Annotated in this window: 22 protein-coding genes and 2 tRNA genes; 15 read left to right on the forward strand and 9 right to left on the reverse strand. The window is 68.0% G+C overall.

From position 1 onward, the window contains the following. Window positions 1-34: 34 nt before the first annotated feature. The 6 genes from rsmG to rpmH form a co-directional block, all read right to left on the reverse strand. On the reverse strand, window positions 35-790 hold the full coding sequence (gene rsmG / locus ACFVVM_RS21425; protein ID WP_387620960.1) for a 16S rRNA (guanine(527)-N(7))-methyltransferase RsmG: 756 nt from the start codon (window positions 788-790) through the stop codon (window positions 35-37). A 109-nt stretch (window positions 791-899) separates the two neighbouring features. Next, window positions 900-1,433, reverse strand: a complete 534-nt coding sequence (locus tag ACFVVM_RS21430; RefSeq protein WP_387620962.1) for a protein jag — start codon at window positions 1,431-1,433, stop codon at window positions 900-902. Window positions 1,434-1,458: 25 nt separating this feature from the next. After that, window positions 1,459-2,535, reverse strand: coding sequence for a membrane protein insertase YidC (gene yidC, locus ACFVVM_RS21435; RefSeq protein ID WP_387620964.1), 1,077 nt, complete (start codon window positions 2,533-2,535; stop codon window positions 1,459-1,461). A gap of 4 nt (window positions 2,536-2,539) precedes the next feature. Next, a complete protein-coding gene (gene yidD, locus ACFVVM_RS21440; protein ID WP_387620967.1) occupies window positions 2,540-2,839 on the reverse strand; it encodes a membrane protein insertion efficiency factor YidD in 300 nt (99 codons plus the stop codon). Beyond that, window positions 2,836-3,255 carry a ribonuclease P protein component gene (gene rnpA / locus ACFVVM_RS21445; RefSeq protein ID WP_387620970.1) on the reverse strand — a complete coding sequence of 140 codons (420 nt, stop codon included), beginning with the start codon at window positions 3,253-3,255 and terminating at the stop codon, window positions 2,836-2,838. The genes yidD and rnpA overlap by 4 nt, the downstream gene beginning before the upstream one ends. A gap of 22 nt (window positions 3,256-3,277) precedes the next feature. Then, window positions 3,278-3,421, reverse strand: a complete 144-nt coding sequence (gene rpmH / locus ACFVVM_RS21450; RefSeq protein WP_071932098.1) for a 50S ribosomal protein L34 — start codon at window positions 3,419-3,421, stop codon at window positions 3,278-3,280. A gap of 656 nt (window positions 3,422-4,077) precedes the next feature. Between rpmH and dnaA the strand changes: the two genes are divergently transcribed. The 3 genes from dnaA (at window position 4,078) to recF (ending at window position 9,508) form a co-directional block, all read left to right on the forward strand. Continuing rightward, the gene (gene dnaA, locus ACFVVM_RS21455; RefSeq protein WP_387620973.1) at window positions 4,078-6,294 is read left to right on the forward strand and encodes a chromosomal replication initiator protein DnaA; all 2,217 of its coding nucleotides are present in this window, start codon (window positions 4,078-4,080) and stop codon (window positions 6,292-6,294) included. 785 nt (window positions 6,295-7,079) lie between these two features. Beyond that, the gene (gene dnaN, locus ACFVVM_RS21460; protein WP_387620975.1) at window positions 7,080-8,255 is read left to right on the forward strand and encodes a DNA polymerase III subunit beta; all 1,176 of its coding nucleotides are present in this window, start codon (window positions 7,080-7,082) and stop codon (window positions 8,253-8,255) included. A 23-nt stretch (window positions 8,256-8,278) separates the two neighbouring features. Beyond that, complete coding sequence (gene recF / locus ACFVVM_RS21465) at window positions 8,279-9,508, forward strand: DNA replication/repair protein RecF (protein WP_387620977.1); 1,230 nt, start codon at window positions 8,279-8,281, stop codon at window positions 9,506-9,508. A gap of 30 nt (window positions 9,509-9,538) precedes the next feature. On the opposite strand, the gene ACFVVM_RS21470 is transcribed toward recF, so the two are convergent. Further along, window positions 9,539-10,516: a hypothetical protein gene (locus ACFVVM_RS21470; RefSeq protein ID WP_387620979.1), complete on the reverse strand. Its 978-nt coding sequence runs from the start codon at window positions 10,514-10,516 to the stop codon at window positions 9,539-9,541. A 197-nt stretch (window positions 10,517-10,713) separates the two neighbouring features. Between ACFVVM_RS21470 and ACFVVM_RS21475 the strand changes: the two genes are divergently transcribed. From ACFVVM_RS21475 to ACFVVM_RS21515, 9 genes are all read left to right on the forward strand, one after another. Further along, complete coding sequence (locus tag ACFVVM_RS21475) at window positions 10,714-11,250, forward strand: DUF721 family protein (RefSeq protein ID WP_387620981.1); 537 nt, start codon at window positions 10,714-10,716, stop codon at window positions 11,248-11,250. 378 nt (window positions 11,251-11,628) lie between these two features. Next, a complete protein-coding gene (gene gyrB, locus ACFVVM_RS21480; RefSeq protein WP_387620984.1) occupies window positions 11,629-13,662 on the forward strand; it encodes a DNA topoisomerase (ATP-hydrolyzing) subunit B in 2,034 nt (677 codons plus the stop codon). Window positions 13,663-13,719: 57 nt separating this feature from the next. Next, the gene (gene gyrA, locus ACFVVM_RS21485) at window positions 13,720-16,230 is read left to right on the forward strand and encodes a DNA gyrase subunit A (RefSeq protein WP_387620986.1); all 2,511 of its coding nucleotides are present in this window, start codon (window positions 13,720-13,722) and stop codon (window positions 16,228-16,230) included. 39 nt (window positions 16,231-16,269) lie between these two features. Then, window positions 16,270-17,328 (forward strand): DUF3566 domain-containing protein, encoded by a 1,059-nt coding sequence (locus ACFVVM_RS21490; protein ID WP_387620989.1) that lies wholly within the window; start codon window positions 16,270-16,272, stop codon window positions 17,326-17,328. Between the two features lie 137 nt (window positions 17,329-17,465). Then, window positions 17,466-17,539, forward strand: a tRNA-Ile gene (locus ACFVVM_RS21495). Window positions 17,540-17,569: 30 nt separating this feature from the next. Continuing rightward, window positions 17,570-17,677: a DLW-39 family protein gene (locus ACFVVM_RS21500; RefSeq protein WP_240505149.1), complete on the forward strand. Its 108-nt coding sequence runs from the start codon at window positions 17,570-17,572 to the stop codon at window positions 17,675-17,677. Between the two features lie 23 nt (window positions 17,678-17,700). Continuing rightward, window positions 17,701-17,773: transfer RNA gene (locus ACFVVM_RS21505), tRNA-Ala, on the forward strand. Between the two features lie 178 nt (window positions 17,774-17,951). Next, window positions 17,952-18,398, forward strand: a complete 447-nt coding sequence (locus ACFVVM_RS21510; RefSeq protein ID WP_387620992.1) for a nitroreductase family deazaflavin-dependent oxidoreductase — start codon at window positions 17,952-17,954, stop codon at window positions 18,396-18,398. Window positions 18,399-18,429: 31 nt separating this feature from the next. Further along, window positions 18,430-19,341 carry an acyl-CoA dehydrogenase family protein gene (locus ACFVVM_RS21515; RefSeq protein WP_387620995.1) on the forward strand — a complete coding sequence of 304 codons (912 nt, stop codon included), beginning with the start codon at window positions 18,430-18,432 and terminating at the stop codon, window positions 19,339-19,341. On the opposite strand, the gene ACFVVM_RS21520 is transcribed toward ACFVVM_RS21515, so the two are convergent. Beyond that, window positions 19,342-20,922, reverse strand: coding sequence for a serine hydrolase (locus ACFVVM_RS21520; protein ID WP_387620998.1), 1,581 nt, complete (start codon window positions 20,920-20,922; stop codon window positions 19,342-19,344). 613 nt (window positions 20,923-21,535) lie between these two features. On the opposite strand from ACFVVM_RS21520, the gene ACFVVM_RS21525 reads away from it, so the two are divergent. Next, window positions 21,536-22,525 carry an ATP-binding cassette domain-containing protein gene (locus tag ACFVVM_RS21525; protein WP_387621001.1) on the forward strand — a complete coding sequence of 330 codons (990 nt, stop codon included), beginning with the start codon at window positions 21,536-21,538 and terminating at the stop codon, window positions 22,523-22,525. A gap of 56 nt (window positions 22,526-22,581) precedes the next feature. Then, on the forward strand, window positions 22,582-23,376 hold the full coding sequence (locus ACFVVM_RS21530) for an ABC transporter permease (RefSeq protein ID WP_387622301.1): 795 nt from the start codon (window positions 22,582-22,584) through the stop codon (window positions 23,374-23,376). 7 nt (window positions 23,377-23,383) lie between these two features. Here the strand turns inward: ACFVVM_RS21530 and ACFVVM_RS21535 are convergent, their stop codons facing one another. Continuing rightward, window positions 23,384-23,560: a hypothetical protein gene (locus tag ACFVVM_RS21535; protein WP_387621003.1), complete on the reverse strand. Its 177-nt coding sequence runs from the start codon at window positions 23,558-23,560 to the stop codon at window positions 23,384-23,386. A gap of 53 nt (window positions 23,561-23,613) precedes the next feature. Between ACFVVM_RS21535 and ACFVVM_RS21540 the strand changes: the two genes are divergently transcribed. After that, window positions 23,614-24,141, forward strand: coding sequence for a peptidylprolyl isomerase (locus tag ACFVVM_RS21540; RefSeq protein WP_387621005.1), 528 nt, complete (start codon window positions 23,614-23,616; stop codon window positions 24,139-24,141). Window positions 24,142-24,166: the final 25 nt, after the last annotated feature.

A 24,166-nucleotide genomic window follows, 5' to 3' on the forward strand; every position in this document is an offset into this window, starting at 1 on the left:
TACGAAAGGGGAAAAGCGCTCTCGCGAACGAAGATCACGCGGTTCCGGATTCCCGACGCTTCCGAGCCTTCTTCTCCGCGCCGGCAGCCTTGCGCTCGCTGCGGCGGGTGGGGCGCTCGGCGCGGGGGAGGAGTTCGGCGCTGATGACGAGCGTCGGGATTTCCACGATGCCCGCACCGCAGCCGACGACGCGAAGATCGGTGGCGCCGTCGCGGATCAGTTCGGCGCCATCGCGCTCGAGTTCCTCGGCGGCGCTGGTTCCCTTGAGCGCCAGCATCCGTCCGTGATCGCGCAGCAGCGGCAGCGACCAGTGGGCGAGTTTGGCGAGCGGTGCGACGGCACGCGAGGTGACGACATCGGCGCCGCCGGCTTCCTTGATCACACCGGACTGCTCGGCCCGCCCGCGCACCACGGTGACCTCCAGCCCGGCCTCCTCGATGAACTCGCTCAGGAACACGGTCCGGCGCAGCAGAGGTTCCACGAGGGTGATGCGGAGGTCCGGCCGGGCGATGGCCAACGGGATGCCGGGGAGTCCGGCGCCGCTACCGATGTCGACGACCGAGGCGCCCTCATCGATCAGCTCACCGACGACAGCACAATTGAGGATGTGTCGCGCCCAGAGCCGGGGGACCTCCCGCGGGCCGATGAGACCGCGCTGCACGCCCGCGGTCGCCAGGGCCGCGCAGTAGCGGCGGGCGAGGTCGAGGCGCTCGCCGAACACCCGGGCAGCGGCGGCGGGGGGTTCCAGCTCGGCGGACAGCGCACCCAGTTCTCGTTCCACGTGAAACATCCTTCCGAGTGGTGATCAATCGCGTCGGGCATGAATAAGGCCCCCGGTCCGAGACCGGAGGCCCTAATCACATCATTCGTGGGCGGTGTCGCGCCGGGCGGATGTCAGCCTACTCGGGCACGACCACCACATGACGATTCGGCTCGACACCTTCGCTCTCGCTCACCACGCCATCGATATCGGCGACGGCGTCGTGCACGATCTTGCGCTCGAACGGAGTCATCGCCGACAGCGCCTCGGGCTTGCCCGACTCGAGCACCCGCTTGGCCGCGGCCACGCCGAGCTCGCTCAGATCGGTGCGGCGCTGCGCCCGCCAGCCCGCCACGTCGAGCATCAGCCGGCTGCGCACGCCGGTCGCCTGCTGCACGGCCAGCCGGGTCAGTTCCTGCAGTGCGTCGAGCACTTCACCGTTGCGGCCGACGAGCTTGGTCAGATCGCGGCCACCATCGATGCTCACGATGGCGCGGTCGCCCTCGACATCGAGGTCGATATCGCCGTCGAAGTCGAGCACGTCCAGTAGCTGCTCGAGGTAGTCGCCCGCGATCTCGCCCTCTTCGATCAACGCTTCTTCGGCGTCGTTCACGACGTCAACAGTCGTCGCCACAGTGGCGTCCCCTCCGTCGGTCTCGGTCTCAACAGTCATTGGATTCCCTCTATCCGATCGCCGCTCAGCGCTTACGCTTCTGGTTCGCCCGGCCACGGTTACCCGGCCGCTTCTGCCCGCCGGGCCGACGCTGACCGCCACCCTGCTTGGCCGACTGCTTGGGGGTGCCGTTGCTCGCGGCGGTGCCGTTCGTGGAGGCCGAATCCTCGGCCGGGGCGTCCTGTTTCTTGCGGACGTCGACCGGCTTGGCGCCGGGCTTGGGCGCGTTCTGTGCGCGCTGCTCCAGCTTCTTGGCCTTCTTCTCTTCTTCTTCCTTCTCCATCCGGCCGAACACCAGATGCTGCTGTCCGTAGGTCCAGACGTTGTTGGCCACCCAGTAGAGCAGGATGCCGATCATCAGGAACGGACCACCAACCATCACGCCGAGCGGGAACACCCAGAGCGAGAGCTTGTTCATGATGGCGGCCTGCGGGTTGGCCGCGGCCTCCGGCGTCTGGCGCTGGACCGAGGCACGCGCGTTGAAGTGCGTCGCCACACCGGCGATGATCATCAGCGGGATCGCGACGAGCGCGATGCTCATCCGGCTCGGCGTGCCGCCCCAGTCGGCGAAGGCCTGGAGCTCATTGGTGGGCGCGGTGATGAACGCCGCGATCGGCGCGCCGAAGATGCGGGCGCTCAGGAACGACTGGACGTCGGTCGCGCTGAAGATGTAGTTGCCGAGGTTCGCGTTCTCCTCGGCGGAGAGGCCGAGCTGGCCGAAGCCGTGGCCGGTGCGGTTGAACGAGCGCAGCACGTGGAACAGGCCGAGGAACACCGGCACCTGCACCAGGACCGGCAGACAGCCCATCAGCGGGTTGAAGCCGTGATCCTTCTGCAGCTTCTGCATCTCCCGCGCCATGGTCTCGCGGTCGTTCTTGTATTTCTTCTGCAGCTCCTTGATCTGGGGCTGCAACTCCTGCATCTGCTTGGTGGTGCGCACCTGCTTCACGAACGGCTTGTACAGCACAAGCCGCAGGGTGAAGACCAGGAACACCACGGAGAGGGTCCAGGTGAGACCGCTGTCGGCTCCGAACACAAAGCCGAAGGCTTTGTGCCAGAACCACAGAATCGCGGATACCGGCCAATAGATGATGTCGAGCACGGCTCTAGGTACTCCCGTCGTTCGTATCGCCGATCAACGCGGGCGATGACTTTTTGCAAGCATTCGACCCGCGCGCCGGCACGGGATCCCACCCCCCAGGGTGCCAGGGTGCGCACTTGGCCAGGCGCACGACCGTCAGTACCGAGCCGACCACCAGCCCGCGGGTTCGCAGGGCGGTCACCGCGTACTCACTGCAGGTGGGGGTGAACCGGCAGATCGGCATCCGGGTGGGGGAGACATAGTTCCGGTACAGCTCGATCAGGAAGATCAGCGCGTTCGCGGGTAGCCGGGCGAGAGTCCTCATCGCGGGTCTCCGACCGGGGTGCGACCGAGCGCGGGCTCCGGAGCCTGACGCAAGCCCAGCTTGCGCAGTCCGGTGCGTAGCTGGCGCAGCAACTCGGCGGAGTCGGCGGTGGCCGCGCCGGGCAGTGCCCGGATCACGACATCGGTGCCGACCGGCAACTCGTCGACCACCTGGGCGCACATATGACGCAGGCGGCGGGCGACGCGGTGGCGAACCACCGCGTTACCCACCGCCTTGCTGACAATCAGCCCGAACCGTGGACCGCCTACGCGGACCAGGGAATCGCCGTCGGCGACATCGTCGTACGTGTGCGCGAACGCGTGTACGACGAGATCTCGCCTCCCGATTCGCTGACCGCGGCGCACCGTGCGGGAGAATTCGGCACGGTGGTGCAACCGATACGGCTCAGGCAACACCCGAGCGTCCGACTACGCGCGATCAGGCAGTCAGTTCGGAACGGCCCTTACGGCGACGCGCCGAAACGATGGCGCGGCCCGCACGGGTCCGCATCCGGAGGCGGAAGCCGTGCACGCGCGCCCGACGACGGTTGTTCGGCTGGAACGTCCGCTTGCCCTTGGCCACGGTCAACACTCCTCGAGTTGGTGGGCACCATGCGGTACCCGAAGTCTGTTCGGTGAATCGGATGTCTGCGCAGCGACCGCGGTCTACACGCAGATGGCCTTGGCGATCGACGTGCAGCACACAGCCGCCACCGCGCCAAGGGGTGACTGTACGAGGGTACTGATACCGCTACGCAGGGTCAAACTCGGCCCCCAGGCACGTGCGCCAGGCACGAGCTCCAGGTTACCGGACCCGGCCTCGGCACCCCGGACCGGCCCGACCTGGGACGACACGCCCGGGATGTAGTGACGCAGCGGGCGGATTTTCGTGAGTTCGTCCACACCTCTAGCCTTGTGCGACGGGGCCAGCTAACCTCTGTAGCCGGGGGATTGCTGAAGAACCGCAGGTCCAGCCCCCATTCACTGCCACACGCTGGCAGAATTCCTCTATCCCCAGGTTTGTCCACATCTGTGGATAATTGTGTGGACAGACGGCCGGAGTGGCATATTCGTAGGGCCGACGGTGCCCGCGCCGCAGTCGCCGACTCTGGGACCGCACGGCGTTCGAACCGGCTTCGGTTGTACGCAGGATCACTGAATTCCACCTGATCAACGGTGGTTTCCGAGCGTGCTCGCCAGGTCGTGGGCCCCAACAAACCGGTCCGGGGAGGACGCTGCATGGACGACGAGCAGAACGTGCTGGCCACCGTATGGCCGGAGGTGGTCGCCGAGCTCACCACCGGCTCGGCCGACGGTGCGATCCCGGCGGTGAGCCGCGCGCAGCAGGCGTGGCTGAAGCTGGTCAAACCGCTCACCGTCGCGCAGGGTTTCGCGTTGCTGTCGGTGCCGTCCTCGCTGGCCCAGGAGGCGATCGAGCGCGATCTGCGCGAACCCATCCTCCGCTCGCTGGGCCGCAGGCTCGGTCCGCAGGTGGAAGGACTCGGTGTTCGCATCGCCGCGCCGAGCCCGGCCGCGGGGGAGCGGGCAGGCAGTTCGCCCCGGCACGCCAGGATGACGAGCAGGCCCGAGCGCCCGCGCGAACAGGTGCGCCCGCCCGCCGGCTATCCCGGCCCCGATTTCAGCGTCCCCGATTACGCCGCCCGCGGTGACTACGGCAGGCCGCGCTACGGCGCGGGCGATTATCCCGCGCAGAACGGTGACTACGGCAACGACTATCCCGCCGCGGCCGAGTACCCGGCCGGCGGTGACTACGGCAACAGCTACGGCGGCCGCGAGTACCCGGCCCAGGGCGGCGAGTACGGCGAACGCGCCGAGTACCCCGGGCACCGCGACTCCGGACACCGCGACTCCGGGCCGCGTGATTCCGGGCACCGCGAATATCCGGCCGACTCGGACTATGCCCAGGCTCCCGAGTACTCCCAGCAGCCGGAGTACCAGCAGCCCCCCGAATATGCCCAGCCACCGGAATACCAGGGCGAACACACCCAGTTCCCCGGCTCCGATTTCGAGCCGACCGCCGCGTACCCGGTCGCCGATTACGCAGGCGGTGAGTTCGGCGGCCGCGGGGAGTTCCGCGGTGGACGCCCCGAGCAACGCCCGGCCGAGCCCGCACCGCCCGCGCGCCGCGAACAGGGCGGTGCCCCGCGCCGCGAGCACATCCCGCCCGGGCAGGAATCGCTGTTCACCCCCGATCCGCCGCAGCGCGCGCCGAGCCGGGGCCGTGGCCCGCAGGCCGAGGAACCGCTGGCCGCGCGCGTCGAGGAACCGGCCGCCGAGGCGCCGGACAAGCCGTTCCCCGGCCAGCCCGGCGCCGACTCCACCGACGACGAGCCGGTGGTCGATGCCCGCAACAACTGGCCGACCTACTTCAGCAAGTCGCCCGAGGCGCCGCCGCAGAGTTCGTCCTCGGCCAGCCTGAACGCCAAGTACACCTTCGAGACGTTCGTGATCGGCGCGTCCAACCGGTTCGCGCACGCCGCCGCGGTCGCCATCGCGGAGGCACCGGCGCGGGCCTACAACCCGCTGTTCGTCTGGGGCGCCTCGGGTCTGGGCAAGACCCACCTGCTGCACGCGGCGGGGCACTACGCGCAGCGGCTGTTTCCCGGGATGCGGGTGAAGTACGTCTCCACCGAGGAGTTCACCAACGACTTCATCAACAGCCTGCGCGACGACCGCAAGGTCGCGTTCAAGCGCCGCTACCGCGAGACCGACATCCTGCTGGTCGACGACATCCAGTTCATCGAGGGCAAGGAAGGCATCCAGGAGGAGTTTTTCCACACCTTCAACACCCTGCACAACGCCAACAAGCAGATCGTGGTGTCCTCGGATCGCCCGCCCAAGCAGCTGGCGACGCTGGAGGAACGGCTGCGGACCCGCTTCGAGTGGGGCCTGATCACCGATGTGCAGCCGCCCGAGCTGGAGACCCGGATCGCGATTCTGCGCAAGAAGGCGCGGATGGACCGGCTCGACGTGCCACACGATGTGCTCGAGCTGATCGCCAGCCGGGTGGAGCGCAACATCCGCGAGCTCGAGGGCGCGCTGATCCGGGTGACGGCCTTCGCCTCGCTCAACGGTCAGCCGCTGGATCTCTCGCTGGCCGAGGTGGTGCTGCGCGATCTCATGCCCGACACCGCCGCGCTGGAGATCAACGCGGCCACGATCATGGCCGTCACCGCGGAGTACTTCAATACGACGCTCGAGGAGCTGACCGGGCCCGGCAAGGCGCGTCCGCTGGCCCAGGCGCGGCAGATCGCGATGTATCTGTGCCGTGAGCTCACCGATCTGTCGCTGCCCAAGATCGGGCAGGCGTTCGGCCGTGACCACACCACGGTGATGTACGCGGAGAAGAAGGTGCGCAAGGAGATGACCGAGCGCCGTCGCGTCTACGACCAGGTGCAAGAACTCACAGCCCGGATCAAGCAACGTTCGCGCTGATTTCATCCCCAACCCCGAACACCGCCCTGACCTGGGGCGGTGTTCTTTTTTGCCCTGTGGATTCCTCGAGGAATCCCTGTGGAATCCTCGAGGAATCCACCGGTTGTGCACCGGTTCGCGCACAGGGGCTGGGGACCGAGTGGGGAGTATTCGCTCACAGGGAGTTGTCCACATCGTCCACAGGTTGCTCCGCTCACAGGCAGATGGGCATGTTGACCTGCGCCGCTGCCGAATCCGCCCTGTGGATTCCTCGAGGAATTCGTGTGGACTCCTCGAGGAATCCACCGGGTTGCCACCAGGGTGGCACCGCGTGTGAACAACCGGGTGAATCCGGTGGAACAACTCGAGGACAACTCGAGGATGGATCTGGGACAACTTCGTCCGTCCACAGACGCCTCCGATTCATCCTCGAGTCACTCCACGGTCATCCCCATGCCGACTCGGTCTCTGACCTGCGGATTCGAGGGAAGTCCACAGATTCCACAGTGCCTACTACTACTTCAGTTCTCCTTCTAAGAGAGATCTCTTGAAAACAGGGTGTGTGGAAAGTCGGATCGGCAGGCTCGGCTCGGTCGGTCGTTCACTCACAGGCAGCAAGGAGGAGCGGGGACGGTTCGGCAAGGCGGGGATCGGCCGGGAGGGTCGATGCGGACTTCACGCGTTGTCCGGGTACCGTTTGGTTGTCGGCTGGTTGTGCGAGACTCAGTGCGCGGCCGACACAGCACCTCAACTCCGCTGAACACACCCGCACACGGATTCGAAACTCGGAGAGGACAAATCGGGCGATGGAGCTTGCGAGCATGAAGTTTCGGGTCGCTCGAGAGGATTTCGCCGAGTCGGTGGCCTGGGTGGCGCGCAGCCTCCCGTCCCGCCCGCCCGTGCCGGTTCTCGGTGGTGTCCTGCTGGTCGCCGACGAGAACGGGCTGACCGTCTCCGGGTTCGACTACGAGGTCTCCGCGCAGATGCGCGTCGCGGCCGAGGTCGCCGGTCCCGGCCAGGTGCTGGTCTCGGGCAGGCTGCTCGCCGACATCACCAAGGCGCTGTCGAACAAGCCGGTCGATGTCTCCGTCGACGGCACCCGCGTGCTCATCGCCTGTGGCAGCGCCAAGTTCTCCCTGCCCACCATGCCGGTCGAGGACTATCCCCAGCTGCCCGAGGTACCGCAGCAGACCGGTGAACTCAGCGTCGACGTGTTCGCCGAGGCGGTCGGCCAGGTCGCCGTGGCCGCGGGCCGTGACGACACGCTGCCCATGCTCACCGGCATCCGGGTCGAGATCGAGGGCAACGACGTGGTGCTCGCCGCCACCGACCGCTTCCGGCTCGCCGTGCGGCACCTGCAGTGGTCGCCGAACCGTTCCGATCTCGAGACCGCGGTGCTCATCCCCGCGCGCACCCTCTCCGAGGCCGCCAAGACCCTCGGGTCGGCCGAGGCGCCCGTGCAGCTGTCGCTGGGCAGCGGTGGCGGCGCCGACGGCTTGCTCGGCATCGTCAACGCGGGCCGCCGGACCACCACCCGGCTGCTCGACGCGGAATTCCCCAAGTTCCGCCAGCTGCTCCCCAAGGAGCACACCTCCATCGCCACCCTGCCCGTCGCCGCGCTGTCGGAGGCGATCAAGCGTGTCGCCCTGGTGGCCGAGCGCGGTGCCCAGGTGCGCCTGGAGTTCTCCACAGACGGTGTCCTGCTGTCGGCGGGTGGGGACGACGCGGGACGCGCCGAGGAATGGCTCGAGGCCGATTTCCGTGGCGAGCCGCTGACCATCGCGTTCAATCCCGGGTACCTGACCGAGGGGCTCTCGGCACTGCACACCGATCGGGTCACCTTCGGCTTCACCACGCCCAGCCGTCCTGCGGTGCTGCTGCCGGCCTCCGACGAGGAGCCCAAGGTGCTGGAGTCCGGTGCGTTCGCGGCGCTGGAGAGCCAGTACATCTACCTGTTGATGCCGGTCCGGCTGCCCGGCTGAGCCGGGCTCGCGCGTAACCGGGCATGTTCATCCGTGCGCTGTCGGTCCGTGATTTCCGCTCGTGGGAACACGCCGAGCTCGAGTTGTCCCCAGGGCGCACGGTGCTGCTGGGGGCGAATGGGAACGGCAAGACCAACCTGCTCGAGGCGGTCGGCTACCTCGCCACGCTCGGCTCCCATCGGGTCTCCGCCGACGCGCCACTGATCCGGATGGGCGCCACCCAGGCCAGGATCGGGGCGACCGTGGTCAACACGGGCCGGGAACTGCGCGTCGACGTGGAGCTCAAGGCCGGTGCCGCCAATCGGGCCCAGATCAATCGCTCGCCGGTCCGCCGGTCCCGCGAGATCCTCGGCATCCTGCAGACCGTGCTGTTCGCCCCGGAGGACCTTGCGCTGGTCCGTGGCGATCCGGGGGAGCGGCGCCGGTTCCTCGACGAGTTGTGCACAGCCCGCCTGCCCCGGCTGGCCGGCGTACGCGCCGACTACGACAAGGTGCTGCGGCAACGCTCGGCACTGCTGAAAACCGCTGGGCGCCAGTCCCGTTCCCGGTCCGATCTGGGCACGCTGGATGTGTGGGACGGGCACCTGGCCGAGCACGCGTCGGTCCTGCTGGCGCAGCGTCTGCGGCTGGTACACGACCTGTATCCCCATCTGGCACAGTCCTATCGGTCGATCGCCCCCGAATCACGCCCGGCCGCAATCGCTTACCGCTCGGGCTATCTGCCGCCGGAGCTGCTCGACCCGGCCAGGGCGCCCGAGGACGGCGACGCGGCCCTGCTGCACGAGATCGTGCTGCGGGAACTCGCGGCCGCGCGGTCCCGCGAACTCGACCGCGGGGTGTGCCTGGTCGGCCCGCACCGCGACGATCTGGAACTGCTGCTCGGCAGCGCACCGGCCAAGGGGTTCGCCAGCCACGGCGAGTCCTGGTCGTTCGCGCTGGCGCTGCGCCTGGCCTCGTTCGAGCTGTTGCGCAGCGCGGGCACCGAACCGGTGCTGCTGCTCGACGACGTGTTCGCCGAACTGGATCGGCGCAGGCGCACCGCGCTGGCCGAGGTGGCCGCGGGCGCCGAGCAGGTGTTGATCACCGCCGCGGTGGCCGAGGACGTGCCCGCCGAACTCGCCGCCGAGCCATTGCGGGTGCAGACCACGGGCGAGGCCGACCGGCGCACGTCGCGGATCGTCAACGATGCGGTCGAACACGGCGAGGGCCTGCTCGAAGCCGGTACCGCCGCAGAAGAGCGCGGTCCGGCATGAGCGCAGCCGGCGCGGGGGACATCCGCACGGTCAGCGGATGAGGCGTGTGCGTTTCGCCTGCTCGACGAGGTATTCGACAGCGGCGCGTGTCCCGCTGTTGATGTCGTCGGTGGCCCGGTCCAGGTCGGAGGCGGCCAGCTCGTCGGTCGGACCGGCACCGGTGATGTCGGCCGGCTGATTCTCGATCCACGCCCGCTTCGCGATGAGCGGTTCCAGGGTCCGGATCCCGCCGCGGTAGTCGAGCAGCGCGCGAACCCGCAGGGCCAGGGTCTCCAGGCGTTCGGCGAGGTGTTCCTCGTTCTTCTCGACGATCGGCGCGATATCGGTGTCGGCGGTGAGGTCGATCCGGGTCGGGAGCGCCATGGCGTCGCGGAGCCTGCTGATCTCGCCACCGCTGTAGGCGATCTGGGCGATGTGCAGATCGAGGTCGATCCGGCCGTGGTGGTCGTCGAGCAGTTCGCTGGTCCACGCGGGCGAATCGGCGATGTCGGCGGCGACGAGGACGGCCGCCAGGGCGAGCCTGCCCTCCTCGCGGGTGGCCGCCGCCTTGAGCGGGATCAGCTCGGCGACGGTCGCGTCGGTGCGGTGTCGCCGATCGTGATCTTCCTGCGCGGCGACGAGCCGGGCCCGGTACTCGCGCGTGGCGGTACGGGAGCCCCACAGCGCGGCGAGTGCCGCGGTGGCGAGCACGGCGGACCCGGCCGCCACCGGGACGAGCGGCAGGACTGCCGCCATGTTCATCGCGGCGGCACCGCTGCCCGCCGCCGCGCCGCCGAACGTCCACGACGCGACCGCGGCACGATCGTGGGTGACGGCGGCCTTCGGCTTGTCCGGCGCCTGGATCGACGGTGTCGGTTCCCGGCCGTTCCAGTGGTCGATGCCGATCATCGCGAGCCGCTTGGCGTTGGGCGATTTCAGCAGCCCCTGCCGGAAGAGCCAGTCGAACGTGTTCGGCAGCCGAACGGTCTCGAGAACGATCCTCGTCGTCGGCGGTCTGCCACTGCCCATAGTGGAAGTTTACGGGGCGAATGATCCGTGGCGGATGATCCGAAGATATGCACAGATGGCGATAGTTATCAACAGACCCTGTGGAAAACCGGCAACATGCTGGACATATGCCAGCTCGGTGTGCGGCGGAGCTGTCGGCGGCTGGGCGTAGACTCGATCCGCACTCGGCCAGCATCGACACCGGAAGGCGGAAACCTGTGCAGGAAGAGCCCGCACCGGAACTGCGTGGGATCGATCTGGCCCGCCGTGCCCTGGAAGAGGCGCGCGCCGCGGCCAAGGCCAACGGAAAGTCGGTCGGCCAGGGGCGGGCCTCGCCGGTCCGCAAGCTGCGCGCCGGTGGCAGGCGCCGCACCGGCTGGTCCGGTGCCGGTCCCGACGCGCGCGATCCCCAGCTGCTGTCCGCCCTCACCGGCTCGATCGCGAAGAGTCGTGGCTGGTCGGGCAAGGTGGCCGAGGGCATGGTGTTCGGCCGGTGGACCAGTGTCGTCGGCGAGGACATCGCCTCGCACGCCACGCCGGTGACGCTCGAGGGCGGTGTACTCAAGATCGCCGCCGAGTCCACCGCGTGGGCCACCCAGCTGCGCATGCTGCAGAGCCAGATCCTGGCCAAGATCAATGCCGCGGTCGGGCAGGGCGTGGTCACCTCGCTGCGGATCACCGGTCCCGCCGCACCCAGCTGGCGCAAGGGCGAGCGCCACATCAAGGGCCGCGGACCGCGCGACACCTACGGGTAGCCGAACGGTGACCAGCCCGAGATCCCTTGCGACGGCACGGCTCTGAGCCCCCGAAGTTGTGGACATGTGGATAGCGCCTGTGGATAACTTCGGCCATGGCCTGCCTCCGCGTGGCGGCGTTTCACGTGGAACCGCGAAACGCAACTCTCACGCCAGCTCTGCCGGACGGAAACCCGAGCGAGGCGGACGCGAGTCGGCGTGAGGCGATTTCTTGCATTCACGGCGACGTTAGGGGTGTCGTAGGTGCACTGTAAGTTGGGCTTACCAGTAGGATGGTGACGTAACCAGCGGCGAACCCTCGGCGCGTGCTGTGCAGTCCGTGTTCGTGCTGCCCGATCGCTGCGCCAGGGATCAGCAAGTAAGGAGAGCTACCGAGAAGTGGCTGCCAACGACTCCAACGCATCGGGCAACAATTCGGGCTACGGTGCCTCCTCCATCACGGTCCTCGAGGGCCTGGAAGCGGTGCGCAAGCGCCCCGGCATGTACATCGGTTCCACCGGTGAACGCGGTCTGCACCACCTCATCTGGGAGGTTGTGGACAACTCGGTCGACGAGGCGATGGCCGGCTACGCCACCAAGGTCGAGGTGACCCTGCTCGCCGACGGCGGCGTCGAGGTCATCGACGACGGTCGAGGCATCCCGGTCGGGATGCACGCCCAGGGCGTGCCGACGGTCGAGGTCGTCATGACCCAGCTGCACGCGGGCGGCAAGTTCGACTCCGATTCCTACGCGGTCTCGGGTGGTCTGCACGGCGTCGGTATCTCGGTGGTGAACGCGCTGTCCACCAAGGTCGAGGTGGAGATCGACGTCGACGGCTACCACTGGAGCCAGACCTACAAGGACGCCAAGCCCGGCAAGCTGGCGCAGGGCGAGCCGACCAAGGCCACCGGCACCACGGTGCGATTCTGGGCCGATCCGGACATCTTCGAGACCACCAACTACAACTTCGAGACGGTCTCGCGCCGTCTGCAGGAGATGGCCTTCCTCAACAAGGGCCTCACCATCAAGCTCACCGACGAGCGGGTCAGCGACACCGACATCACCGACGAGGTGGTCAGCGAGACCGCCGAGGCGCCCAAGGATGCCGAGGAAGTCGCCGCCGAGGCGGTTGTGCACAAGGTCAAGACCCGCACCTACCACTACCCGGGCGGCCTGGTGGACTTCGTCCGCCACATCAACCGCACCAAGTCGGCCATCCACAACTCGGTCGTCGGCTTCACCGGCAAGGGCACCGGCCACGAGCTCGAGGTCGCGATGCAGTGGAACTCGGGCTACTCCGAGTCGGTGCACACCTTCGCCAACACGATCAACACCCATGAGGGCGGCACCCACGAAGAGGGCTTCCGCGCGGCGCTGACCACGGTGGTCAACAAGTACGCCAAGGAGAAGAAGCTCCTCAAGGAGAAGGACGGCAACCTCACCGGTGACGACATCCGCGAGGGCCTGGCCGCCATCGTGAGCGTCAAGGTCGGCGAGCCGCAGTTCGAGGGCCAGACCAAGACCAAGCTCGGCAACACCGAGGTCAAGTCGTTCGTGCAGCGCGCCTGCAACGAGCACCTGCAGCACTGGTTCGAGGCCAACCCGGCCGACGCGAAGACCATCGTGCAGAAGGCGGTGTCCTCGGCGCAGGCCCGGATGGCCGCCCGCAAGGCGCGCGAGCTGGTGCGTCGCAAGTCGGCGACCGACCTGGGCGGACTGCCCGGCAAGCTGGCCGACTGCCGCTCCAAGGATCCGGGCAAGTGCGAGATCTACATCGTCGAGGGTGACTCCGCCGGCGGCTCGGCCAAGTCCGGCCGCGACTCGATGTACCAGGCGATCCTGCCGCTGCGCGGCAAGATCATCAACGTCGAGAAGGCCCGCATCGACCGCGTCCTCAAGAACAACGAGGTCCAGTCGATCATCACCGCGTTCGGCACCGGCATCCACGACGAGTTCGACATCGCCAAGCTGCGCTACAACAAGATCATCCTGATGGCCGACGCCGACGTCGACGGCCAGCACATCGCGACGCTGCTGCTCACGCTGCTGTTCCGCTTCATGCGCCCGCTGGTCGAGCACGGTCACGTGTTCCTCGCCCAGCCGCCGCTGTACAAGCTCAAGTGGATGCGGACCGAGCCGGAGTTCGCCTACTCCGACCGGGAGCGCGACGCGCTGCTCGAGGCCGGTCTGGCCGCGGGCAAGAAGATCAACAAGGACGACGGCGTCCAGCGCTACAAGGGTCTGGGCGAGATGAACGCCAAGGAACTGTGGGAGACCACCATGGACCCCGCGGTGCGGGTGCTTCGTCAGGTGACGCTCGACGACGCGGCCGCGGCCGACGAGCTGTTCTCCGTGCTGATGGGCGAGGACGTGGAGGCACGTCGCAGCTTCATCACCCGCAATGCCAAGGACGTCCGCTTCCTCGACGTGTAGCCGGAGCTGCGCCGCCGCGCGCGCCCGTCCCCACGCCAGGTCCTCGAAGGAGAATTGATGACTGAGACCACGCTGCCGCCCAACGGTGGTGCGGGCGACCGGATCGAACCGGTCGACATCCAGAACGAGATGCAGAGCAGCTACATCGATTACGCGATGAGCGTGATCGTCGGCCGCGCGCTGCCCGATGTGCGCGACGGCCTCAAGCCGGTGCACCGCCGCGTGCTCTACGCGATGTACGACAACGGCTACCGTCCCGACCGCGGCTACGTGAAGTCCGCGCGCCCGGTCGCCGAGACCATGGGCAACTACCACCCGCACGGCGACTCGTCGATCTACGACACGCTCGTGCGCATGGCCCAGCCCTGGTCGCTGCGCTATCCGCTGGTCGACGGCCAGGGCAACTTCGGTTCCCGCGGCAACGACGGCGCGGCCGCCATGCGCTACACCGAGTGCCGCCTGACGCCGCTGGCGATGGAGATGCTGCGCGACATCGACAGCGAGACCGTCGATTTCGTGCCCAACTACGACGGTCGCTCGCAGGAGCCGACCGTGCTGCCCGCCCGCGTGCCCGCCCTGTTGATGAACGGCAGCAACGGCATCGCGGTCGGCATGGCGACCAACATCCCGCCGCACAACCTCAACGAGCTGGCCGAGGCCATCTACTGGGCGCTGGAGAACTACGACGCCGACGAGGAGACCACCCTCGCCGCGTGCATGGAGCGGGTCAAGGGCCCGGACTTCCCGACCCACGGCCTGATCGTCGGCGGCCAGGGCATCCACGACGCCTACACCACCGGTCGCGGCTCGATCCGCATGCGCGGTGTGGTCGAGATCGAGGAGGGCAGCCGCGGGCAGACGCAGATCGTCATCACCGAACTGCCGTACCAGGTCAACACCGACAACTTCATCAACTCGATCGCCGAGCAGGTCAAGGACGGCAAGATCGCGGGTATCTCCGATATCCACGACGAGTCCTCCGACCGCGTCGGCATGCGCATCGTGGTGACGGTCAAGCGCGACGCGGTCGCCAAGGTCGTGCTGAACAACCTGTACAAGCACACCCAGCTGCAGACCAGCTTCGGCGCGAACATGCTCTCGATCGTCGACGGCGTGCCGCGCACCCTGCGCCTTGACCAGATGATCCGCTACTACACCGATCATCAGCTCGACGTGATCGTGCGGCGCACCCGCTACCTGCTGCGCAAGGCCGAGGAGCGGGCCCACATCCTGCGCGGCCTGGTCAAGGCGCTGGACCTGCTCGACGAGGTCATCGCGCTGATCCGGCGCTCGGCCAACACCGACACCGCGCGTACCGGCCTGATGCAGCTGCTCGACATCGACGAGATCCAGTCGACCGCGATCCTGGACATGCAGCTGCGTCGCCTCTCGGCGCTGGAGCGGCAGAAGATCGTCGACGATCTGGCCAAGATCGAGCTCGAGATCGCCGATTACAAGGACATCCTGGAGAAGCCGGAACGCCAGCGCGCGATCGTGCGCGACGAGCTGGCCGAGATCGTCGAGAAGTACGGCGACGACCGGCGGACCAGGATCATCGCCAACGACGGTGACGTCGCCGACGAGGATCTGATCGCCCGCGAGGACGTGGTCGTCACGATCACCGAGACCGGCTACGCCAAGCGCACCAAGACCGACCTGTACCGCTCGCAGAAGCGCGGCGGCAAGGGCGTGATGGGCGCCGGGCTCAAGCAGGACGACATCGTCAAGCACTTCTTCGTCTCCTCCACCCACGACTGGCTGCTGTTCTTCACCAACAAGGGCCGGGTCTACCGGGCCAAGGCCTACGAGCTGCCCGAGGCCAACCGGACCGCGCGTGGTCAGCACGTGGCGAACCTGCTGGCCTTCCAGCCGGACGAGAAGATCGCCCAGATCATCCAGCTCAAGACCTACGAGGACGCGCCGTACCTGGTGCTCGCGACACGCGCGGGCCTGGTGAAGAAATCCAAGCTCACCGATTTCGACTCCAACCGCTCCGGCGGCATCGTCGCGGTGAACCTGCGCGATGACGACGAGCTGGTCGGCGCGGTGCTGTGCTCCTCCGACGACGACCTGCTGCTGGTCTCGGCGCACGGGCAGTCGATCCGGTTCTCCGCGACCGACGAGGCGCTGCGCCCGATGGGCCGGGCCACCTCCGGTGTGCAGGGCATGCGCTTCAACACCGACGACGAACTGCTCTCGCTCAACGTGGTGCGCAGCGACACGTATCTGCTGGTCGCGACCGCGGGCGGCTACGCCAAGCGCACCGCGATCGAGGAGTACACCGCGCAGGGTCGTGGCGGAAAAGGCGTATTGACAATTCAGTACGACCCGAAGCGTGGCAGCCTGGTGGGTGCGCTCATCGTCGACGACGAGGACGAGTTGTACGCGATCACCTCGAGTGGTGGCGTCATCCGTACCGCGGCCAAGCAAGTTCGTAAAGCCGGGCGCCAGACCAAGGGCGTGCGATTGATGAACCTCGCGGATGGCGATACCTTGCTAGCGATCGCGCGCAACGCCGACGAGCCCGATCCCGATCAGCTCACCGGCGACGCGGCTTCGGAGCAATAACCCAACCAGCGGCGGCAACGAACGGATCTGAGGATTCCATTGACCACACCGAATCAGTCGAACGACGATCGGAACCAGACCAACGGCGTCACCGAACGGGTCGCCTCGTCTCCGATCCAGCCGCGGCCGATCCCTCGCCAGGGCGGTCCGGCCGAAGGTGCGGCGGCGCCGGAATCCGGTGCCGCCGGGGGCGAATCGTTCGACCAGGCGACGGTGCGGATGGGTACCGAACCCACCCCGCCCCCCGCGCCCGGGCCCGGTCAGGGACAGGGTCCTGGCCCCGGTCAGGGTCCGGCGGGCGGCAAGGGCAAGTCGCCGTATCAGGACGGGTGGGCGCAGCTGCCGCAGCGTGAGCCGCAGTCGAACCTGTACCGGCCCGGTGAGTCGCCGAGCCAGGGGCGCCCGTCGTCGGGTTCCGCCGGCGGGCTCAAGGGCAGCGGCGCGTCCAATGCCCGCACCACCGCCGACCTCGCGGCCAAGGCGGCCCGCAAGGAAGCGGCGATGGTGAAGTCCGTCGGTATCGACGGGCCGACCCGCAGCATCGCCCGGCCGGAACTGGTCAAGGACATGCCGGATCTGTCCGATGTGCGCCATCCGGGATCCGACATGCCGATGGCGCAGACCGGTGTCCCGCTCGCGCCGCAGCCACCGCAGCAGGGTGCGCCGAGCCAGCGGGCCGTCGCCCCGACCGGGGTCTCGCCCGCCGCACCGGTGGCCATCGCGGCCGCCGCGTCGGGCGAGCCGCTGCGCGCGACGGTGCAGATCCGCCGGATCGATCCGTGGTCGACGCTGAAGATCACCCTGGTGATCAGCATCGCGCTGTTCTTCGTGTGGATGGTGGCGGTCGGCCTGCTCTACATCGTGCTCGCGGGCATGGGTGTGTGGGACAACCTGGACAACTCGCTCGGCGAGATGCTGAACCAGGAGGGCAGTTCGTCGAGCCTGATCGACGCGGGCACGGTCTTCGGCTACGCCGGTGTCATCGGTCTGATCAACGTGGTGCTGTTCACCGCGCTGGCGACCGTGGGCGTGTTCATCTACAACCAGTGCTGCGATCTGGTCGGTGGCATCCAGGTGACCCTGGCCGATCCGGACTAGAAACCCGCTGTTCCACCGACGGCCGGTCAGTCCCCGAAAATGGGCCTGACCGGCCGTTTTGGTTATCAGGATGCGAGTAGGGTAACCTCGTTCCTCGTTGCGGTTCTCTGCTTCTGCAGGGGGTCGGAACAACTTACGGGCCTATAGCTCAGGCGGTTAGAGCGCTTCGCTGATAACGAAGAGGTCGGAGGTTCAAGTCCTCCTAGGCCCACTCCCGAACATCACAAGTAGGGTGGGAATCATGAAGATTGTCCTCACGGTCGGTGTTGTGATCGCGGTTCTCATCGGTATCAACAAATTCCGCAAGCGCGATGACGCCGACCTCTGGCGTGAGGTCACCACCCGCTGATTCGGTAGCCGGTTCGCCGGTAAGGGGCCTTAGCTCAGTTGGCAGAGCGCCGCCTTTGCAAGGCGGATGTCAGGAGTTCGAATCTCCTAGGCTCCACAAACACCTCTCCAACCCGCACCACCGCTGTCCAGCGGGGTCGCGGGTTTTGTCGTATCCGGCTGCCGTGCCGGGGTAGTACCCGGCCGGTCAGGAATCGAGAAGCACCGGTCACCGCTCGGCCCCTAGCGTTGAATTCGTCCACACGAACCGCCGTGACCTGGGAGGCAGCGAGAAGATGGCAGACAGCAAGAGTGGGTTCAGCGCGTTGTCGCTGTGGTTCCAGCGCAAGATGAACGAGCGCACGGTCACCAAGCTGCGGCGTAAGGGCACCGGCAAGATGATGGGGATGGACATGCTCATCCTGCACACCGTCGGTCGGCGCAGCGGTCAGCAGCGGCAGTCGCCGCTGTCCTGGTTCACCGACGGCGACGCGGCCCGGCTGATCGTGGCCTCGGGCGGCGGCAGCCGCAATCCGGACTGGTACGCCAATCTGCTGGCCCACCCCGACCAGGCCGCGATCGAACTGCCGGGCAGCCCGGCCGTGGCGGTGTCCGCGCACAAGCTCGCCGGTGCCGATCGGGACCGGGCGTGGGCGCGGATCGTCGCCGCGCAGCCTCGGTACGAGAAGTATCAGCGCAAAGCCACCCGCGAGTACCCGGTGATCCGGTTGACCGAGAAGTGAGCGCGCGCCCGGTCACCTAGGCTCCACAGGTGTGAACGCCTCGGTTTTCGATTTTCTGCTCACCACCGAACCCGATGACGCGCCCGCGGGAGATCTCGCGACCGGCTGGGCGCGCCACCGTGCCCGCAGCGCCGGGTTCGCGAACTCGGTGGACCGTGCCGCGATCGCCGGGTTCGACAGCGCGGAAACGGGTTCGGCGTTCCTGGGCGGCTATCAGGAGGCCCTGCACGCCCTGATCCCCGCGCTCGCGCCCGACGACCTGGCCGCGATGTGCGCGACCGAATCGGGGGGCGCGCGGCCGTCCTCGATGACGACCACCGTCGCCGGCGACGGCACCGTCACCGGGACCAAGTCCTTCGCCACCCTCGGCCCGGCCGCCACCTGTTTCGTGGTGATCGCCAAGGAGGGCGTGCGCGCGGACGGCAGGTCGAGCCTGCGCACGGTCCTCGTCCGCGCGAGCGCCCCCGGCATCACGGTGACGCCGCTGCCCGAGCTGCCGTTCGTCCCCGAGGTCCCGCACGCCACCGTCGAGTTCGCGGCCGCTCCCGGCGAGGTGCTGCCCGGCGACGGCTACGCGGACCATCTCAAGCCGTTCCGGACCGTCGAGGACCTGCACGTGGTCGCCGCTGTGCTCGGTCGGCTGGTGCGGGTGGGCAGGCAGGCGCGGTGGCCCGTAGAGCCCGTAGCGCAGCTGCTGGCGGTGCTTGCGGCCGTGCGTGGCGTGAGCGCCGAGGATCCGAGCTCGGCGGGCGCCCACATCGCGCTGGGCGGTGTCTTCGACATGCTCACGCGGGTGCGCGCGGAGCTGGCGCCGTGGTGGGACCGGGTCGACCCGGTGGTGCGCAGCCGGTGGGAGCGCGACGCGCCGGTGCTCGGGGTGGCGGGCAAGGCGCGGGCCGCCCGCTTGACCACCGCGTGGCGGGCCGTTGACGGCGCGGAGTGATCAGCCGCCCCTGGTGAACGTGCCGAGGCCGTCCTCGTCGAAGTAGTCGAGGGTGAGCGTGTCGCCGGTGAAGGTCGCCGAGGAGACGCTGCCCGGTGGGGCGTTCTCGCCGCGGAGTTCGAAGGCGAAGGTGTCGCCGTCCCAGTGGCGCAGCGGATAGCGCCGTTGGGCGGGGCCGATGGTGAGGACGAGGCCGGTGTCGTCGGTCGTGATCATCGCCGGGCCCCAGTAGTCGCTGTCGAAGGTGCCGGTATAGGCCGCCAGCTCTTTGGCCGGAGCGGGATCGGCGGGTGCCGTCTCGCCGGACAGGTCGCCTTCCGGCTCGTCCATCGAGGCGAAGGCATCGCGGTAGAGGGTGCGCCAGTCCTCGCGGATCTCGCCGAACTGCACCAGATCGGCGAACTCGGCGGTCAGCGTCTCCGGCACGCCGATCGGGGCCGCGTTGGTGAGGGCGACGATCGCCACGTCCGCCGACGGGAGCACCAGGAAACTGGTCGCCGCGCCGAGGGCGAAGGCGCCGGAATGGCTGTAGGTGGTGCGGCCCGCCGCCGAGGTCGACACGTTGAAGCCGTACCCGTAGTTGCCCGCTCGCGCGTCGGCGGCCGCGGCGGGGGTCGAGATCACCTGCGGGGTGATCGCGGGCAGCAGCGCTTCCGGTGGGGCGATCGTGGTCGACCCGTTCGTTCCGGTGCCGAGCAGCATCGTCAGCCAGCGGGTCATGTCGTTCACCGAGGAACTCACCCCGCCCGCGGGGGACTGGGCGTCGGGATCGCGCACGTAGCGGGCGACCCAGTCGCCGTCGATGTCGACGTGGCCGACGGCGCGGTTCGGGCGCGCCTCGTAGTCGGTGAAGCGCGAGCTGGTCGAGTCCATGCCCAGCGGTTCGTAGAGGGCATCGGCGGACAGCTGCGCCCAGTCGGTCCCGGCCGCTGCGGCGACCGCCTCCGCGCCCGCGGTGAACCCGAAGTTGGTGTACTGGTAGGTGATCCGGAACGGGTCGAGCGGTTCGAGGCGCAGCCGGTCGAGGACCGTGGCCCGGTCGTAGCCGAGGTCCTCGAGCCGATCGCCCGCGTGATCGGGCAGGCCGCTGCGGTGCGCGAGCAGGTCGGCGACGGTGAGCTGGGCGGTGACGGCCGGATCGCCCAGTGCGAAGGTGGGCAGGTGGGTCGTCACCGGCGTCGTCCAGTCGATCGTCTCGGCGCCGACCTGGTTGGCCACGACGGTGGCCGCCACCGATTTCGACACCGAGGCGAGCTGGAAGACGGTGTCCGGATCGATCGGCTCGCCCGAGCCGACATCGCGGACGCCGAAACCCTTGGCGTACACCGTCTTTCCGCCATGGACCACGGCGACGGCCATGCCGGGGATGCCGGTGCTGTCCATCAGCGATCCCGCCAGCTCGTCGAGCCGGCCGACGGCATCGTTCACCGCATCGGCGGGCAGGGCCACCCCGGCGACCTGGTTCGGTGGGAGTTCCGCGGTCGTTGTGGCGGCCGGCTCGTCGTCGGTGGTTGCGGCGCAGCCGACCGCGATCGTCATCGAAACGACGACCGCGGCGATCACGCCCCGGCCAGGCACCATGGGGCGACGATAGTCGCGGTTGCCGGGGGATCGCCGGTTCGTGGCCCGACTGTGACGGTGCTCGGGGCGGTGCGCGTCGGCGGGTCGGCCCGAGCTGCGACCTTGCCGGAAAATGGGGAGCGGGCCTCGGCGAAGGGGGGGAGTTAGCCGAGGCCCGCGTAGGGTCGGCCCGGGGGGGAGGGGCCGACGTGAACGATCCTACGCGATGTGTGCGGAATTCGTGTACGCGCAACGGAGGAGTTTCCGAGATTTTTCGGCGATGGGGGCGTCGAGCGTGGTCGGAGGCGTTCCCGGCACTCGCCGGGCACCGGGGGAGTGCGCCCTACGGTTGTCTTACGGCACTCGGAATCGCCTGGTGCGCAAGCTTTTCCGGGCAAATGTCGATGAACATGTTCTCGTCGTGACGGTCGCGGTTGCCCCGAAGATCAGGGGCTTGCGTTCGCGGTCACACTCCGAAATCAGTCCGATTCGTCGCGTGTCGCGACGCTCGGCATGTCGAACACATCTGTACATCCGGCCGTTCGACACCCGCGAAATGGGGATGCGACTTGTCGGTGGGTGCCGCAATACTGGGGCCAACAGCGTTCGTTCGAACTACGACATCAGGAGAATCATGCCCGACGCAATCGTCGCCGAGGGGCTGGTCAAACGGTACGGACGGGTGACCGCGCTCGACGGGCTCGATCTGTCGGTTCCCGAAGGCACCGTCACCGCGCTGCTCGGTCCCAACGGCGCGGGCAAGACCACCACCGTCCGCGTGCTCACCACCCTGCTCGTCCCCGACGAGGGACGGGCCACGGTCGCCGGTGTCGATGTGCTCGGCGATCCGCAGACGCTGCGTTCGCGAATCGGCGCGTCCGGTCAGTACTCCGCCGTCGACGAATACCTCACCGGGTTCGAGAACCTCGAAATGGTCGGCAGGCTCTACCATCTCGGCGTCAAGCGCAGCAAGGAACGCGCGCGCGAACTGCTCGAACGGTTCCGGCTCGCCGATGCCGCCGACCGCCCGGTGAAGGGCTACTCCGGCGGCATGCGCAGGCGCCTCGACCTCGCGGGCGCACTGGTGGCCAACCCGCCGGTGCTGTTCCTCGACGAACCGACCACCGGTCTGGACCCGCGCGCCCGGCTCGACCTGTGGGACGTGATCGAGGAACTCGTCGCCGGCGGCACCACCCTGCTGCTCACCACCCAGTACATGGAAGAGGCCGACCGGCTCGCCGACGCCATCGGCGTGATCGACCACGGCAAGGTGATCGCCCGCGGCACCGCCGACGAGCTCAAGACCCTGGTGGGCGGTGACCGGATCGAACTCACCGTCGCCGATGCCGAGGAACTGGCCGACGCGCAGCGGATCCTCAGCGGGCTGGCCGACGGCGAGATCCATGTGGAACCGGGGCTGCGCAAGCTCGTCATCCCGGTGGCCGACGGGTCGCAGGATCTGGTCACCGCGATCGGACGGCTCACCGAACACAAACTGAAGATCAACGACGTCGCGTTGCGCCGACCGTCCCTCGACGATGTCTTCCTCACCCTCACCGGGCACGAGGCCGAAGAACTCGTCAACGGGGAGGCCGAGCTCGCCAAGGAAGGACAGGCTCGATGAGCACCGTCGTCGACACCGTCGACATCCATCGCCCCGGGCTCGGTGAACGGCTGGGGATGGTCGTCACCGACAGCATCACGATCGCCAAACGCAATGTCATCAAGATCAGGCGGGTACCCGACGTCCTGATCTTCTCGACCTTGTCGCCGATCATGTTCGTGCTGCTGTTCGCCTACCTGTTCGGCTCGGTGATCAAGATCGACGGGGTCGAGGGTGGCTACCGCGAATTCCTGATCGTCGGCATCTTCGTGCAGACCGTGGTGTTCGGCGCCTCGTTCACCGGCGCCGGCCTGGCCGAGGACATGCAGAAGGGCATCATCGACCGGTTCCGGTCGCTGCCGATGGCACCCTCGGCGGTGCTGGTCGGGCGCACGGTCAGCGATGTGGTGATCAATGTGGTCAGCCTCGTGGTGATGTCGGTGACCGGGTTGATCGTCGGCTGGCGGATCCGCGGTTCGGTTCTGGACGCGGTGCTCGCCTACGCGCTGATGCTGCTGTTCGCCTACGCGATCTCGTGGATCATGGCGGTGGTCGGCCTGCTGGTTCGCAGTCCCGAGGTGTTCAACAACGCCAGTTTCATGGTGATCTTCCCGCTCACCTTCCTGGCCAACACGTTCGTGCCGATCCAGGACCTGCCGACTCCGCTGCGCGTCTTCGCCGAATGGAACCCGGTCTCGGCGGTCACGCAGGCCACCCGCAACCTGTTCGGCAACACCGATCCGTTGGCGCCGCCGCCTACGGCCTGGTCGCTGCAGAACCCGGCGGCGATGACCCTGATCTGGGTCGTGGTCATCCTGGTGGTGTTCGTGCCGCTGGCGCAGCGTCAGTACAAGAGGACGGTGAGCCGGTAGCGGCTCATCAGCGGGCGCCGGTCTCCGACCGTGAGACCGGCGCCGAGCCGTTGCGCGAGTAACCGAGGCGTGGCGGTTCGGCGGCCGGTTCGGGCAGCTGGGGGCGCTTGCTGCGGGCGAGATAGGCCAGGGCGCCCGCACCGGCGATGGCCAGCGACGCGATGAGCGGATTACGAAGCTTCATTTCACCACTGTGGCACAAACACCCGGCGAGTTGAACATGGCACCATAGCCCGCGTGACCTCACCCAACCAGACCGCTGTGGCGACGCTGCACACCAACCACGGCGACATCAAGATCGCGCTCTTCGGTAACCACGCGCCCAAGACGGTGCGCAACTTCGTCGGCCTCGCCGACGGCAGTGCGCCCTACACCACCGCCAACGCCGGCGGCACGGACGCAGGCCCGTTCTACAACGGCGCCGTCTTCCACCGGGTGATCCCGGGGTTCATGATCCAGGGCGGTGATCCCACCGGGACCGGGCGCGGCGGTCCCGGCTTCGAATTCGGCGACGAGTTCCACCCGGAACTGCGCTTCGACCGCGGCTACCTGCTCGCGATGGCCAATGCCGGACCGGGTACCAACGGCTCGCAGTTCTTCGTCACCGTCGGCGCGCAGCCGCATCTGAATCGCAAGCACACGATCTTCGGTGAAGTGGTCGACCCCGATTCGCGCAAGGTGGTCGACGCGATCGCCTCGGTGCAGACCGATCGCAACGACCGCCCGACCGAGCCGGTCGTGATCTCCTCGATCACCCTGTCCTGATCGGCCGCACAGCGAGAACTCCCCG

This window comes from Nocardia sp. NPDC058176 (genome assembly GCF_042883805.1).
GTDB lineage: Bacteria > Actinomycetota > Actinomycetes > Mycobacteriales > Mycobacteriaceae > Nocardia.

What these genes read in the sequence shown, in the direction of transcription:
- rsmG (WP_387620960.1), bottom strand. Translation starts at nt 790, where the DNA reads ATGTTTCACGTGGAACGAGAACTGGGTGCGCTGTCCGCCGAGCTGGAA.
- ACFVVM_RS21430 (WP_387620962.1), bottom strand. Translation starts at nt 1,433, where the DNA reads ATGACTGTTGAGACCGAGACCGACGGAGGGGACGCCACTGTGGCGACG.
- yidD (WP_387620967.1), bottom strand. Translation starts at nt 2,839, where the DNA reads ATGAGGACTCTCGCCCGGCTACCCGCGAACGCGCTGATCTTCCTGATC.
- dnaA (WP_387620973.1), top strand. Translation starts at nt 4,078, where the DNA reads ATGGACGACGAGCAGAACGTGCTGGCCACCGTATGGCCGGAGGTGGTC.
- dnaN (WP_387620975.1), top strand. Translation starts at nt 7,080, where the DNA reads ATGGAGCTTGCGAGCATGAAGTTTCGGGTCGCTCGAGAGGATTTCGCC.
- recF (WP_387620977.1), top strand. Translation starts at nt 8,279, where the DNA reads ATGTTCATCCGTGCGCTGTCGGTCCGTGATTTCCGCTCGTGGGAACAC.
- ACFVVM_RS21470 (WP_387620979.1), bottom strand. Translation starts at nt 10,516, where the DNA reads ATGGGCAGTGGCAGACCGCCGACGACGAGGATCGTTCTCGAGACCGTT.
- gyrA (WP_387620986.1), top strand. Translation starts at nt 13,720, where the DNA reads ATGACTGAGACCACGCTGCCGCCCAACGGTGGTGCGGGCGACCGGATC.
- ACFVVM_RS21500 (WP_240505149.1), top strand. Translation starts at nt 17,570, where the DNA reads ATGAAGATTGTCCTCACGGTCGGTGTTGTGATCGCGGTTCTCATCGGT.
- ACFVVM_RS21510 (WP_387620992.1), top strand. Translation starts at nt 17,952, where the DNA reads ATGGCAGACAGCAAGAGTGGGTTCAGCGCGTTGTCGCTGTGGTTCCAG.
- ACFVVM_RS21520 (WP_387620998.1), bottom strand. Translation starts at nt 20,922, where the DNA reads ATGGTGCCTGGCCGGGGCGTGATCGCCGCGGTCGTCGTTTCGATGACG.
- ACFVVM_RS21525 (WP_387621001.1), top strand. Translation starts at nt 21,536, where the DNA reads ATGCCCGACGCAATCGTCGCCGAGGGGCTGGTCAAACGGTACGGACGG.
- ACFVVM_RS21530 (WP_387622301.1), top strand. Translation starts at nt 22,582, where the DNA reads ATGGTCGTCACCGACAGCATCACGATCGCCAAACGCAATGTCATCAAG.
- ACFVVM_RS21535 (WP_387621003.1), bottom strand. Translation starts at nt 23,560, where the DNA reads ATGAAGCTTCGTAATCCGCTCATCGCGTCGCTGGCCATCGCCGGTGCG.